This is a genomic window from Nannocystis sp. RBIL2, from assembly GCF_026626745.1.
In the GTDB taxonomy this organism is placed as follows: Bacteria; Myxococcota_A; Polyangia; order Nannocystales; family Nannocystaceae; genus Nannocystis.
Map to the genome: position 1 here is coordinate 3,589,021 of NZ_JAPNJW010000001.1, position 12,987 is coordinate 3,602,007.

Genomic DNA, 12,987 nt, shown 5'->3' on the forward strand with positions numbered 1-12,987 from the left:
ATTCAGTTGGGGCCACGCAATCACAGTAGTCCATCCCCAAATAAAATTGCATCGATTAAATCGTGGCACTGCATAACGGACTCGATTAGCTTCACCGCATGGTTCGCGCTCGACCGTCACAGGAGTGCCCCATGCTCGCGCCTCTCCCCGCGTTGCCGGGCTTTCGCCTGCAATCGTATCTCGGCTCCGGTCCTTCGGGCCACGTCTACCGCGCTCGCGACGAGCTCCATTCGTGCGATGTCGCCATCAAGCTGCTCGACCCGGGCCGCTGCACCCCGTCAGGATTGGCTCGCCTGGCGGCGATCGCATCCTCACCGCTCGTGAGCGGCGCTCGGCGCTACGAAGTCGTTTCCGACCCAATCCATCCCTTCGTGGTCATGGATCTGCTGCCCGGCGAGAGCCTGCTCCGCAGGCTCCTGCGAACCGGCCCGCTCGCATGGAAAGAGGCACGCACGCTCGGCCAGGCGGTCGCCGGCGCCCTCGCGGTCGCTCATGAGGCCGGCGTGATCCACGGCGCAGTCAAACTCACCAACATCTTCATCGACCGGGAGCACGTCTGGCTCACCGACTTCGGGATCCGGGTCCTCACCGATTCGAACGATTCTTCCGTCCTGCTCGCGGACGCCGGGCACCTGGCTCCGGAGCAGCTGCGGGGTGAGGCGCCCGATGAACGCACCGATCTTCATGGCCTCGGTCTCGTCCTGTTCGAGCTCGTCACCGGTCGCTTGCCGTTCGAGGGGCCACCGCGTGAGGTGTTCCGGCAGCAATTGTCGCGCCGCCCGCCCGCGCCTTCCAGCGTCGTCGCCAGCTTGCCTTATCGAGCCGACAGCCTGCTCCTTCAGCTCCTCGACAAGAACCCGACGCGACGCCCGCACAGCGCCGCCCGGGTCCGTACCATCCTGGCCGCCGACGAACCCCTCCAGCCATGCCAGCCGACGAGCTCCGAGCCGGCTGCATCACCCCCAGGGGTGCTGGCGAGTCGCCCTCGCCGAGCCCATGCCGTCGCCGCGACTGTCCTCATGGCCGCCCTCGCCGGCGGCCTCGCACTCACCTGTCTTTGAAGCCATGTCATCCCCCAACTCCAGTGGGTGGTCCCCGCCGGCGCTGCCCAACCCGCGTTGGGCCTCCTCCGAATCGAACGCCCAAACCCGCCACAGCGGCCGTTTGCGGGTTGGCAAGCGATCTGCAGAGGCCGCGGCAACCAGGAGCCCCTGCGCATGACCGAGCACTGTCCTGCCCCGACCCCATCCGTCCGCGACCTCGCTGCCGCCATGAATTCCGCGCTCGTCCTTCAGGACATGTCCCTTCAGACTTCCGAGCGCGTCGTCCACCGCGTCGTGCTCCGCGTCGCCGCCGGACCCGACACCGGCCGCCTTTTCACCTTCGATCTCGAAGTCGCGGGTCCTCCGCTCCGTGGGGGCCGCAGCGAGCTGTGCGACCTCGCACTCCGCGATCCCCGGGTCAGTGACATGCACTTCGAGCTCGCCGCACAGCGGGGGGCGCTCATTGTCCGCGACCTCGACAGCGCCACCGGGGTGCTCGTCGGCGATATGCGAGTGCGAGAGGCTTGGCTGGTCCCCGGGACAGGTTTTTGTATCGGCGGCACTCGCCTCGAGCTGGTAACCATCGAGCTCTCCGATATTCCCCTCCCGCCCTTCTGTCGCTTCGGAGACCTCGACGGCCACAGCCCGACGATGCGGCTGACGTTCCACCGCCTGGCCGAGCTGATGGCCCGTCCGGGCCGCTGTCACGGGTTGTTCTCGGGCGAAGCCGGGACGGGAAAGGCGCTCGCCGCCCGCAGTCTCCACCTCATGGGTCCCGACCGGGACACCGCCTTCGTCGTCGTCGACTTGCGCCGGATCGCGCGCGAGCAGATCGACGCCGAGCTGTTCGGCACTCCGACGCGTCGGGGTCGCCTGGCCGAGGCCAGCGGCGGCACGTTGCTCTTGCAGGCCATCGACGAGCTCCCGCTGGCCATCCAGACGGCCCTCGATCGCGCCCTCGCCTCGATACCAGTGCGACTGCTGGCCACGTCCCGGCGCGACCTGCAACGCCTGGCCGCGGCCGGCCTGTTCGACCACGACCTTCACGCGCGCCTGAGCGGCTTTCACGTGGTGCTCGCGCCGCTGCGCGAGCGCGGCCGCGACGTCGTCCTCCTCGCCGAGCGGCTCCTGACTCGGCTCAGCGTCGACGGCCGCAGCCGCACGCTGTCCGCCGAGGCCGTCGCCGCCATGCGCGAGTACTCGTGGCCGGGCAACGTGCGCGAGCTCGAATTCGTGGTCGAGCGCGCCCGGTTGGCCACGGGGGGCGCGGTGATCGAGCGCGCCGACCTCGGCCTCGGTCGCGACCTCGACCCGAACCTCGCCCGGGTGGCCGCGCTCATGCACAGCACCCACGACGAGGCAGTCGCCGGCTTCGAGACGCTCTACTTCCGCCACCAACTCTGCGCCCACCGCACCAAGATCGCGGCGGCTCGCGCCGCCGGAATGACGGGCGAGGGCTTTCGCCTGGCGTGTCGCCGGGTGCGTGTGTTCTGAGGATCGCCATGCCCGACGCTTCGCGCCAGGACCTCGCCCCTAACCGCGCCGGAACGGCCGCACGAGCTGCGCCAGATAACGGCGCGGCCACGGCTCGGTCAGGCCGAGCGGGTAGGTCTCCGGCCCACGAGGGCGATGATATGTCCCGAAGAGCAGGTCGAGATAGGGCGCCAGGTTGGCGAAGTTGTGCCGGGTCCGATCGAGACGCGCGTGATGCCAGTGGTGCAGTTCCGGCGCCCCGAGCACGAGTCCGAGCGGCCCGAGCGGCAGCCGCACGTTCGCGTGGATCAGGATCGCCCAAAGACCGCGAAACATCGCCAGTCCGCCGAGCGCCGCAAACGGCAGACCGAGCGCGATGCCCGGCAGATTCACGCACAGCTGGGTCAGGACACCGTCGACCGGGTGCTCGCGGTGCGCCGCCAGCCAATCGAGATCCTCGGAGCTGTGATGCACGGCGTGGAACCGCCACAGCGGGCCCCAGGAGTGGCAGGCGCGGTGAAACCAGTAGGTCAACAGATCGCCGAGCACCAATGCCAGGACGATCTGGGCCCACATCGGAAGTCCCATCGACCATGTCCGAAGGGACATGGGCCACACGCCGGCGAGCGCGTAATCCATCCACGTCAGGACAGTCACCGCGACCGCCGAGAACACCAGGTACTGGCCGAGGAAAAACGCCGCGTCGATCGCCAGTTCCCGCCGCAGCACCGCCTGCTCCGGGCGAGCGGGGAACATTCGTTCCAGCGGCCCGTAGATCGCCGCCAACACGGCCGCGCTGGCGACCGTCGCCAGGAGCAGGTCGATCACTGCGGCGCCACCTGCTGCGGCTGCGGTGCCTGCTGCTGCACCGCGGGCTCCCGCGCCGGCTCGACAAACGGCTCGGGGTGGATCGCCGGCCCCGCCTTCGAGGCGGGGAAGTAATTCTTGCCGACCTCGAGGTTCCTCGGCTCGGGGCTGTTGGCCGCCTTGTTCTCCGCGGGCGCCGTCCCCGGCTGCGGTGCCGGAGTAGGGGCATTCGCGGCCTGCACGGCGGGCGGCGCGGCTTGAGGTGCGGGCGCCGTCTTGGTGGCATCGGAAGCCGGGGGCTGCGCCGGGCTCGCCGGTTGATGTGGCGGCGGCGAGGCGGGCCCGTCACAGCCCGTCATGCCGCCTGCCCGCAAGATCAGGACCGCGGCCAGGCCGGTCGACGACAACAGCACCGCCGCTCGCAACAGGCGGCGGCCGGGGCTCGTTTCCTCAGGATAGCGGCGCTGCATCCCTTCGACCGTCGCACATTCGCGGCCGGCTGTCTCGCCGCGAGCAGCCCCCTGCACCAGGCGCCGGGCGACCCCGCGCCGGGGTCAGCGGACCTGCCGGGCCAGCGCTTGCGACAGCGCCACGGCGAGCGGACGCGTCATGCGCTCGACGTTCGCGGGGCTGATCGGCGACTCGCCGAACGGCACGAACGGCTCGGCCAGCAGCCCGCGATTCAGCTCGACACACAGCACCTGGCCGGGATAGGCCCGCGCGTACTGATATCCCATGGTCGCGGGGTGGAGCTTGTACGTCTCGTTCTCGCGCGCGTCGACGTTGATGGCCGCGAAGGCCGCCCGCACCGCTCCGACCAACTCCGGCGACGACCACATCGTGCCCTCGCCGTCGGCGCAGATCAGGTCGACCGCAGGGCGCTCGGGCCAGGTCTCGTAGACCGCCGCCTCGTATGCGCGGCGCAGCGCCGTCACGATCTGGCCGTCGATGCGGTCGATACCGACCGACCGCGGCGCGTACGAATGCAGCTGCAACGCCAGCCCGCCAGCCCCGCACAGGCGGCGATAGGCCCGCTCGGTGAGCGCGTGATAGCTGGCGTGCATCTCGGCGAGCAGCGCCTGGTCGGCCGCTTCCTCGATGTACGCCGCGAACGCCGGCGTCAACCCGTCGACCACCGCTCCTGCCGGCGCCCCGAGCACCACGCGGTTGCAATCGATGAAGGTCCGGGGCACCAGGCAGCGCAGAATCAACGTACCGTAGCCCTCGGCTGCCAGCGCCTCGCCGAGCCACTGCGCCGATTCGGGCGTGCCGATGTCGGTATTGACATAGAAGAACGCCTCGAGGTTATCGGGCAGCGTCCCCGTGAGGCGCACGCGCGTGGCCTCGTAATCGGCGGTACGCGTGGCCCCGTGCGGCAGCTCGACCAACAGCGTCGGCGCGCCCGCCCGCGGCGGCGTATACACGACCTCGCAGACCCCCGGGACGGCGACGAAATCCTCGAATACGGTCGGCATCGCGCAGCAGCTTGCCAACCCGGTCCGGGGCTGTCGACCGTCTCCGCTGATGCAGACTCACGTCGGCGCCAGTTGACGCGTCAGCAGCGCCTCGATCCCGGCCCCGCGCACGAAGTCGCGGCACATCGCGCGGACTTCAGCCGCGGTGAAGCGGAACACGCCGCGCTCCGCGAGCTCGCGGATCCGTCGCCGCTCACGCCACGAGATCTGGCCGTCGAGCAGGAACCCGATGACGATCAGCAGCACCGCCGCGCGACGCAGCCGCTCCGGCGCCGTGGCCAGCCGCGCCAGGTAGTCCTCGAGCGAGCCCTGATTCGGCTCGACGGCGATCGCGTAGCGCTCGATGAGCGCCTTCGTCAGCGCGAAGTGATTCTGATGGAAGTCGCGCTTGCTGACGGCGATGAAGCGGAACGTGTCGTAAAGCAGCGCCCTGTCCTCCGGGCTCTGCGCCAGATCGGCGGGCAGGCGCACGCACAGGTGCTCGATCAGCTTCTGGCCCATGATGATCACCTTGGCCTCGTGCAGCACCGAATGCGTGCTCCAGGCGTTGATGGCCATGTAGATCGGCATCCCCGCGAAGTCGAGCACCTCGCGCACGGCGAAGCGCCCGAGCAGCCGCTGCACCGCGTAACGGAGGATCTTGCTGCCGAGCCAGCCCTTCAGGCGCAACAGCAGGTTGACCAGGAAGAGCAGCGTCGGATTGACGCCGAGGAACGGATCGATGCCGTACTTGAGGAGCCCGCGGTGCTTGTTTTCGAGGCCGATGTCGATGAGCGTGCCCGCGACCTCGGCCTTGTTGTGCGGGCCGAGCAACCCGGTCGCCGCGGCGATCTCGTGGACGCCCCACAGGTTGAGCAGCACCAGCGCGTAGATCTCGATCACCATGAGGAGCAGGCCCCACAGCGTCTCCGCCCACGGCACCGCGAGGTCGCTGCCGAACAGCGACATCGTGACCGAGGGGAACAGCTCGGGAGCGCTGTAGACCGGCATGAAGTACAGCAGGAAGCCGACCACGCTCATCACCGCCGCGCTGGCCACGGCGACGCGATGGGTGCGCCGGACCGCTGCGAGCTCCGCGTCGCTGAGCAAATGCAGCTGACCGTCACTCGGGATCGTGCGCACGGGCAGACGGTCGAAGAATCGGCGGAACAGCGCGCTCATGACGTCCGCTCTCCACTATCACGGCGTGGCGGCGGTTCGCTACGGCGTCACCCTCGCGCGCGGACGCAGCCAGCGCGCAGCCTCGCCCGCCTCGCCCGTCACCACAGAACCGCGCAGCACCGCGAGCACCTCGGCCGGGTCGGCGCCGCGCAGCCCCGAGGCCAGCCGTCGTTGACCTCGACGCCGGCCCACCTGCGACCCTCGATCGCCCCGACGTCGCACGCGCCTCACCCCGCGACAAGTCGCCTCACATGGCCCGAAGACCAGCTCCACCAAAATCCTTTGACGACCCCGTCTCACTCGCTGCGCCGACCCGAGCGGTCCGCGAGCACCTGGGCGCACAGCACCAGCAGGGCCAGCGGCGCGCTCGCGGCCAGCGTCGGCCACCACACTCCGCGCGCCAGCTCGCTGCCGCTGCGCGCCAGCAGCTTCCCCCAGCTGGGCAGCTCGGGCGCGCTCGCGCCGAGGTACGCCAGCAGCGCTTCGACCTTGACCGCGTGGGCGAACAGCACCACCAGCGCCGACAGCAGCACCGGCCGGAGCGCCGGGACCAAGTGCCAGCCGATCTGGTGCAGCGTACCCGCGCCCATCGCCTGGGCCGCGCGGTAGTAGTCGGCAGCGCGCAGCCGCTGAGCCTCCGCGCGAGCGGCCCGGAACACCCCCGTCCACTGGGTCGCCGCGATCGCCACCACCACCGTCGACACACCTGGCCCGAGAGCCAGGGCCATCGCCAGCAGCGCGACCACCGAGGGGACCGCCGCGAACGCGTCCGTGGCCCCCGACAGCAGCCGGTCGGTCCACCCGCCGCGCAGCCCCGCCCAGGCTCCCAGCGCCCCGCCGACCGCCACTGTGCCCGCCGCTCCGCCGACCCCCGCGACCAGGGACACCCGCGCCCCCTGGACCGCCTGGGCGAACAGGTCGTAGCCGAGCGCGTCGGTGCCAAGCCATGCACCTGTCCCGGGGGACATGTAAGGCCGCCCGACCGGAACGTCCCACGCCTGGGCCCACAGCCCCACGGCCGCTCCGAGCGCGAGCACCACGAATCCGCCGATCCCGAGCAGCGCCAGCCGACCCGCACGCCCCAGCGCTCGCGTCACGCGCCGCCTCCGCCGACAACGACACGTCCTTCTAAACATGTCCCGGAGAACATCAACATGCGACGCCCACCGAAAGCCCCCGCGCCGAGATCTCCACGACATGTCCCTGAGGACATACGCAGCGCCGCATCTCGCCCGCCGTCCTCCACCTCACGCCACGTCCCTCCGCCGCACCCGCGGGTCGACCAGCCACACCACCCCGTCGCACAGCGCCTGGCCGGCGAGCGTCACCGCCGCCGTGGCCACCGCGATCGCCTGCACCAGCGCCGCGTCGGCCTCGTGGATGGCCGCGACCAGCAGCGCGCCGAGCCCGGGGATGTTGAACAGTTCCTCGATCACCACGCTGCCCACGACCACGTGCGAGAGCCGCTGGCCGACGCGCGCCACAATCGGCCCGACCGCGGCCCGCAGCGCGTGCCGCAAGGCCCGCCGTTCCGGCACGCCCCGCGCGCGCAGGCCGTCGAGGTGCGGCACCGCCAGCTCGCGCTCGAACACCGCCCGGTAGTGGCGCACGTCGGGCCCCCACTGCAGCAGCGCCCACACCAGCGCCGGCAGCATCACGTACACCAGCGGGCTCGCGCCGGCGCCGGCGAGCGGCCAGCCGAGCACCGGGAACCAGCCGAGGCGGTGCGCCAGCACGTGCTGCGCGAGCACCACCACGATCACGCTGGACGTGCTGATCACCGCCATCGACAGCCCGGACAGCGCGCGGTCGACCCCGCGCCGCCTCGCCGCCGCCAGTCCTCCCAGCACCGCCGCCGCGGTCCCGAGCAGCCAGCCGGGCAGCGCGTAGGCCAGAGTCGGGCCCAGCGCCTGCAGCATCAGCGTCCCGGCCGGCTCGCCGCGCGCCTGGCTCGGGCCGAAGTCGAACGTGATGGCTCTTGCGACATGTTCCAAAAGACGTGTCCCGACGGACCGGTCGAGCCCCATCGCCGCGCGCATTGCCTCGCGCGCCTCCGGGCTGGCGCCGCGGCCGAGGCGCAGCGCGGCCGGGTCGGCCAGCCACTCGAAGGTCGCGAACACCAGCGTCGCCACCAGCGCCAGCGAGGCCGCCGCGACCACCAGGCGCCGCAGCACGGCCGGCCAGGGGATGGGCGGGCGCGGCGAGGACATGGCCCTTCAGACAGGTCGCAACGGGAACGCGGCCTCGATGCGGTAGGCCGAGCCGTGGTGCGTCTTCGTGCTCGAGAACAGCAGCACGCGCTCGACCGGGAACAGCTCGGTGCGCATCAGCGAGTGTTCCGTGAGGTAGACCATCACGTCGTCGAGCTCGCAGTCGCCGGTGCGGGCGATCGTCACGTGCGGGATGAACTTGCGCGGGTCGGGAGGCACGTCGGGGACCTTGCGCAGGCAGGCGTCGACCTTCTGGCGCAGGGCCAGCAGCGGGGCCGTGTCGACGAGCCCGGCCCACACCGACGTCGGCAGGCCGCGCGGCGGGAACATCCCCATCCCCTTGAGGCCGAGCAGGAACGACGGGCTGTCGAGCTCCTGCAGCGCGTCGACGATCTCGCGGTGGACCCGGCCGTCGACCTCGCCGATGAAGCGCAGCGTCAGGTGGAACTTGTCGGCGCCCTCCCAGCGGGCTTCGGGCAGGCCGTAACACATCATTCGAGGTGGTCGTCGACGCCGGGTGGCAGATCGATCCCGATGAACAGGCGCGGCACCCGGCGACTATAGCGCGAACCGCCCCGCCGCGCTCACGGCGCTTCGGGCGGCTCGTGCGACGGCCGCCCGCGGGCCAGCTTGCGCTGCAGGCTGCGGCGGTGCATCCCCAGCCGGCGCGCGGCCTCCGACACGTTGCCGTTGCAGTCGGTGAGCACCTGCTGGAGGTGCTCCCACTCGAGCTCGTCGAGCGGCTTGGCCGCGTGCGGGCTCGGCGGTTCGACGATCGTCGGCTCCACGCGCTCGAACGCCCGCAGGATCTCGTCGGGCTCGGCCGGCTTGGTCAGGTAGTACGTCGCCCCCAGCTTGATCGCCTCGATCGCCGAGGCGATGCTGCCGAAGCCCGTCAGCACCACGATCGCCATGGTCGGGTCGAGCTTGCGCAGCGCCGCCACCAGCTCGAGGCCACCGCGGCCCGGCATGCGCAGGTCGACCACCGCCCGGTCCGGCGCCCAGGCCTCCGCCTCGGCCATGGCGTCGTCGAAGTTATGGGCGACGATCGCCGCGCAGCCGCGGCGGCGCAGCGAACCCGCCAGGGCGGCGCAGAACGGCTTGTCGTCGTCGACCACGAGCACCGTGCTGTGGCTGTCCTCTGCCTCCGGCATCCCGCGCTCCTCCGCCGCAAGCATCCCGCGCCGCTGACGTCGCGGCAAGTCTGCGGGCGTGCGGCCTCAACCGCCGCGACCGTCGGTCGCACCCTCGCGCAAGGCTTCGCGCAGCGGGAAGCGGACGGTCGTCGTGGTCCCGCGGCCATGCTGCGACTCGAGCTCGATCGTCCCGCCGAGCTTGCGCAGGTGGGCTCGCGCCAGGAACAGCCCCAGACCCATCCCCTTGCCCTCCGGCTTGGTCGAGAAGAAAGGGTCGAACGCGGCCGCCACCGCCTCCGGCGGCATGCCGACCCCGTCGTCGCGCACTCGCAGCAGCGCGTGGTCCGCCGCCACGTCGATCGTCACGCGCACCCCGGCGCTGCCCGGCTTGGCGCGGCAGGCGTCGACCGCGTTCGTGCCCACCGCGCGCACGATCTGCAGCACCACTTCTTGCGGCTGCGTCGTCGTCGCCGCCGCTCCGGCCGCCGACAGCTCGATCGTCACCTCGTTGCCGAACGAGCGCAGCGCCTCGCCCAGCTCCGCCAGCGGCCACGCCTCGGCCGACGCCGCCAGGCTGCCGACGCGCAGCTCGGGCGACGACATCTGCTGCAGGATGTGCTTGCAGCGAGCCAGCTCGTGGCGGATCGTCTGCATCGCCTCGGTCTGCTCGCGCGCCTCCATCACCGGCAGGTCGGCCACCAGCACGCCGATGGTCGCCAGGGGCGAGCCGAGCTCGTGGGCCGCGCCGGCCGCGAGGGTCCCGAGCGCGGCCAGCTGGCGATCCTGCTGGGCCGTCATGCGCAGCCGCTCGAGCTCGGCGCGCTGACGCGCCAGCGACAGCGCGATCCGGTGCACGAAGTAGATCACGAACGCGGCCGAGATGCCGAAGGCCACCCACATGCCGCGGATGTGGCCGAGGAAGTGCTCCTCGTGGCCGGGCGGGCCGACCGGCGCCGGGCCGAGCACGAACAGGCTGGCGAACCCGAGCAGGCACGCCCCGCCGATCGCCCACGCCCAGCCCGGCGACAGCTGGATCGCCAGCGTCATCGGCACGAAGTACATGCTCGTGAACGCGTTCGAGACCCCGCCCGACAGCGCCAGCAGGGCCGTCAGCGCCGCGGTGTCGAGCAGCAGGTGGGTGCCCGCGAGGGACATCGTCGCCCGCCCGCGAGCCAGCACGCGCCGCGACACCCAAAGGTTGGCCACCGCCATCAGCACGACGACGATGCTGGTCCCGATCGGCTCCGGCGGCGGCGGGAACCACGACACGATCTGGCGGAACAGCGTCGGCCGGACCGCCTGCAGCGTCCAGCCGAGCGCGATGAGCCCGAGCATCACCCAGCGGGCCACCACGAACAGCCGCAGCGTGATCTGGACCGAGCTCGTGAGCCGTTGCATCGCGCGACCATGCCACAAAAGTCGCGTCGGGGTCGGCGGCGCGCGGGCTTGCGACCGCCGGTCGCGCCGGTGTGCTACCGTCGCGCCATGCGTCGCGCCGCCTTCGCCTGTCTTATTTCGTTGTCCGCCTGTCCGCACCCTTCGCCCGAGGAGGGCACCTGGGAGATCGTCGAGAAGGGCCTGCCCGGGGCGCTGATGAGCGTATGGGGCAGCAGCTTCGATGACGTCTGGGTCGTCGGCGCCGACGCCGGCGACGGCCCGGCAGTCAAGCACTGGAACGGCAAGACCTGGACGGAGCTCGACGCCGGCAGCCCCGGGCACCTCTGGTGGGTCAGCGGCCGGGGCGACGGCGTGTGGATGGCGGGCGACGGCGGGCGGATCCTCCGATATGACCGAGAGGACATGTCCTTCGAGTCATGGACGGCCCCGTCTCCCGAGCGCCTCTACGGGGTGTTCCCGCTGGCCGAGGACGACGTGTGGGCGTGCGGCAGCAACGAGCAGAACACCGCCGGCGTGATCTGGCGCTATGACGGCGCCGCCTGGGCTGCGCCGACGGACCTCACCCCCGAGCTGACGGAAGGCTTCGCCTGTTTCAAGGTCTGGGGATCGCGTGCCGACGACCTGTGGTTCGTCGGCTACGGCGGGGTCGTCCTCCATTACAAGGGCGGCACCTGGAGCCGCATCGAGCTCCCGTCCGACCGACCGCTGTTCACCGTTCACGGGGCCGGCGGCGACGTGTTCGCCGTCGGGGGTGCGGTCTCGGGCTACATCGTCGAGCTCCGCGACGACGGCGCCCGCGACGTCACGCCGAAGGGCGAGGTTCCGCAGCTCGCGGGGGTCTACGCGAGCGAATCCGCCACGGTCGCGGTCGGGCTCGAGGGTGCGGTCTGGGAGCGCGGGGATGACGGTGTTTGGACCGCGATCGAGGCTGCTCCGACCACGCCGCTGGAGTACCATGCCGTCTACGTCGATCCCGCCGACGAGATTTGGGCGGTGGGGGGCCGGATCTACACCGGCAACCTGAGCGACGGACTGCTCACCCATTACGGCGCCCCGCTCCCGCAGTGAACGCTTAAACCAGCCCTTAGCACAAAGCATCGGTACCCCCAGATGACACGCAGCCAACCGCTCCTCTCGCTCTTCGCAGTCATCGCCCTCGCGTCCGCATGTGACAGCGACGGCCCCCCGCCCTGCCCGACCACCGCCGGCACGATCTGCACCTGGGCCGGCGACGGCGAGGCCGGCTTCAACGGCGACGACGAGCCGCTGTCGGAGGCCCGCCTGTACTGGCCGATCGACGTCACGATCACCAAGGGCGGCGAGTTCTACATCCTCGACTGGAACAACCACCAGGTCCGCCTCCTGACCGAGGAAGGCACGCTGAAGACCGTCCTGGGCACCGACTTCGTCGGCGACGGCCCGTTCGACCTGTCCGACCTGATGCAGCCGGGTACGGCCGGCACCAACATCAACCTCAACCATCCGACGCAGATGCTCGAGGAGGCGAGCGGCACGCTGCTGCTGGTCTCGTGGCACAACCACAAGATCCGCCGCTACGACCCGAAGACCGGGAAGGCCTACGTGATCTGCGGGCGCGGGGCCGGCTACGCGGGCGACGGCGGGCGAATCGACAACCCCGACGCGCGGCTCAACCAGCCGTCGGGCGGCGTGCTCGACGGCGACGGCAACCTCTACCTGCTCGACCAGCGCAACCAGCGGATCCGCCTGCTCTCGGCCGATGGTTCGATGCTCAGCACCGTCGCCGGCTCCGGCGAGATGGGCTTCGGCGGGGACGGCGGCGCGCCGATGGACGCCAAGTTCCACTTCCCGCCCGGCAGCAACCCGCCGCCCGCCGGCACCCTGGCGCTCGACGCCAAGGGCCGCCTCTACGTCGCCGACACCCTCAACCACGCGATCCGCCGCATCGACTTCGCCGCCGACACCATCGAGACGGTGGCGGGCACCGGCGAGGCCGGCTACGGCGGCGACGACGGCCCCGGTTCCGCGGCCAAGCTCAACAACCCGCGCGACATCGAGATCGGCCCTGACGGCCGGCTCTACATCGCCGACGAGCTCAACCACCGCGTCCGCGCCCTCGACGTCGAGTCGGGGGTCATCACCACCGTGGCCGGCAACGGCCGCGCCGAGTTCAGCGGCGACCGGGGGCCCGCAGTCGACGCCGCCCTCAACCGCCCGACCGGCGTCGCGTTCGACGCCGACGGCACCCTCTACATCAGCGACAGCCACAACCACCGCGTCCGCACCGTGGTCCTCGGCAAGTAAC

General features: G+C 71.2%; 13 protein-coding genes. 4 read left to right on the forward strand and 9 right to left on the reverse strand.

Features of this window, described 5'->3' with window-relative positions:
* Positions 1–131 precede the first annotated feature (131 nt).
* Both OV090_RS14050 and OV090_RS14055 read left to right on the forward strand, forming a co-directional pair.
* Positions 132–1,061: a serine/threonine-protein kinase gene (locus tag OV090_RS14050; protein ID WP_267704133.1), complete on the forward strand. Its 930-nt coding sequence runs from the start codon at positions 132–134 to the stop codon at positions 1,059–1,061.
* Positions 1,062–1,271: 210 nt separating this feature from the next.
* On the forward strand, positions 1,272–2,537 hold the full coding sequence (locus tag OV090_RS14055; RefSeq protein WP_267704134.1) for a sigma 54-interacting transcriptional regulator: 1,266 nt from the start codon (positions 1,272–1,274) through the stop codon (positions 2,535–2,537).
* Positions 2,538–2,576: 39 nt separating this feature from the next.
* Here OV090_RS14055 and OV090_RS14060 read toward each other — a convergent pair whose 3' ends face one another.
* The 9 genes from OV090_RS14060 to OV090_RS14100 all read right to left on the reverse strand — a co-directional run bounded on the left by OV090_RS14060 (position 2,577) and on the right by OV090_RS14100 (position 10,703).
* Positions 2,577–3,344 carry a sterol desaturase family protein gene (locus OV090_RS14060; protein ID WP_267704135.1) on the reverse strand — a complete coding sequence of 256 codons (768 nt, stop codon included), beginning with the start codon at positions 3,342–3,344 and terminating at the stop codon, positions 2,577–2,579.
* A complete protein-coding gene (locus OV090_RS14065; protein ID WP_267704136.1) occupies positions 3,341–3,793 on the reverse strand; it encodes a hypothetical protein in 453 nt (150 codons plus the stop codon). Before OV090_RS14065 ends, OV090_RS14060 begins: the two co-directional genes overlap by 4 nt.
* Positions 3,794–3,877: 84 nt before the next feature.
* Positions 3,878–4,798: an N-formylglutamate amidohydrolase gene (locus OV090_RS14070; protein WP_267704137.1), complete on the reverse strand. Its 921-nt coding sequence runs from the start codon at positions 4,796–4,798 to the stop codon at positions 3,878–3,880.
* A 57-nt stretch (positions 4,799–4,855) separates the two neighbouring features.
* Positions 4,856–5,959, reverse strand: a complete 1,104-nt coding sequence (locus tag OV090_RS14075) for a hypothetical protein (protein WP_267704138.1) — start codon at positions 5,957–5,959, stop codon at positions 4,856–4,858.
* Positions 5,960–6,255: 296 nt separating this feature from the next.
* A complete protein-coding gene (locus OV090_RS14080; protein WP_267704139.1) occupies positions 6,256–7,056 on the reverse strand; it encodes an ABC transporter permease in 801 nt (266 codons plus the stop codon).
* Positions 7,057–7,206: 150 nt separating this feature from the next.
* The gene (locus OV090_RS14085) at positions 7,207–8,169 is read right to left on the reverse strand and encodes an ABC transporter permease (protein WP_267704140.1); all 963 of its coding nucleotides are present in this window, start codon (positions 8,167–8,169) and stop codon (positions 7,207–7,209) included.
* Between the two features lie 6 nt (positions 8,170–8,175).
* A complete protein-coding gene (gene thpR / locus OV090_RS14090; protein ID WP_267704141.1) occupies positions 8,176–8,664 on the reverse strand; it encodes an RNA 2',3'-cyclic phosphodiesterase in 489 nt (162 codons plus the stop codon).
* Positions 8,665–8,753: 89 nt separating this feature from the next.
* A complete protein-coding gene (locus OV090_RS14095) occupies positions 8,754–9,323 on the reverse strand; it encodes a response regulator (protein WP_267704142.1) in 570 nt (189 codons plus the stop codon).
* Positions 9,324–9,389: 66 nt separating this feature from the next.
* Positions 9,390–10,703 carry a HAMP domain-containing sensor histidine kinase gene (locus OV090_RS14100; RefSeq protein WP_267704143.1) on the reverse strand — a complete coding sequence of 438 codons (1,314 nt, stop codon included), beginning with the start codon at positions 10,701–10,703 and terminating at the stop codon, positions 9,390–9,392.
* An 87-nt stretch (positions 10,704–10,790) separates the two neighbouring features.
* Between OV090_RS14100 and OV090_RS14105 the strand changes: the two genes are divergently transcribed.
* Both OV090_RS14105 and OV090_RS14110 read left to right on the forward strand, forming a co-directional pair.
* Complete coding sequence (locus OV090_RS14105) at positions 10,791–11,771, forward strand: hypothetical protein (RefSeq protein WP_267704144.1); 981 nt, start codon at positions 10,791–10,793, stop codon at positions 11,769–11,771.
* A gap of 42 nt (positions 11,772–11,813) precedes the next feature.
* Positions 11,814–12,986, forward strand: coding sequence for an SMP-30/gluconolactonase/LRE family protein (locus OV090_RS14110; RefSeq protein ID WP_267704145.1), 1,173 nt, complete (start codon positions 11,814–11,816; stop codon positions 12,984–12,986).
* Position 12,987 lies beyond the last annotated feature (1 nt).

Bases quoted from the DNA above. Each gene is read 5' to 3' on its own strand.
- thpR (WP_267704141.1), bottom strand. From the start codon at position 8,664: ATGATGTGTTACGGCCTGCCCGAAGCCCGCTGGGAGGGCGCCGACAAG.
- OV090_RS14095 (WP_267704142.1), bottom strand. From the start codon at position 9,323: ATGCCGGAGGCAGAGGACAGCCACAGCACGGTGCTCGTGGTCGACGAC.
- OV090_RS14055 (WP_267704134.1), top strand. From the start codon at position 1,272: ATGAATTCCGCGCTCGTCCTTCAGGACATGTCCCTTCAGACTTCCGAG.
- OV090_RS14070 (WP_267704137.1), bottom strand. From the start codon at position 4,798: ATGCCGACCGTATTCGAGGATTTCGTCGCCGTCCCGGGGGTCTGCGAG.
- OV090_RS14050 (WP_267704133.1), top strand. From the start codon at position 132: ATGCTCGCGCCTCTCCCCGCGTTGCCGGGCTTTCGCCTGCAATCGTAT.
- OV090_RS14075 (WP_267704138.1), bottom strand. From the start codon at position 5,959: ATGAGCGCGCTGTTCCGCCGATTCTTCGACCGTCTGCCCGTGCGCACG.
- OV090_RS14110 (WP_267704145.1), top strand. From the start codon at position 11,814: ATGACACGCAGCCAACCGCTCCTCTCGCTCTTCGCAGTCATCGCCCTC.
- OV090_RS14100 (WP_267704143.1), bottom strand. From the start codon at position 10,703: ATGCAACGGCTCACGAGCTCGGTCCAGATCACGCTGCGGCTGTTCGTG.
- OV090_RS14085 (WP_267704140.1), bottom strand. From the start codon at position 8,169: ATGTCCTCGCCGCGCCCGCCCATCCCCTGGCCGGCCGTGCTGCGGCGC.
- OV090_RS14065 (WP_267704136.1), bottom strand. From the start codon at position 3,793: ATGCAGCGCCGCTATCCTGAGGAAACGAGCCCCGGCCGCCGCCTGTTG.
- OV090_RS14105 (WP_267704144.1), top strand. From the start codon at position 10,791: ATGCGTCGCGCCGCCTTCGCCTGTCTTATTTCGTTGTCCGCCTGTCCG.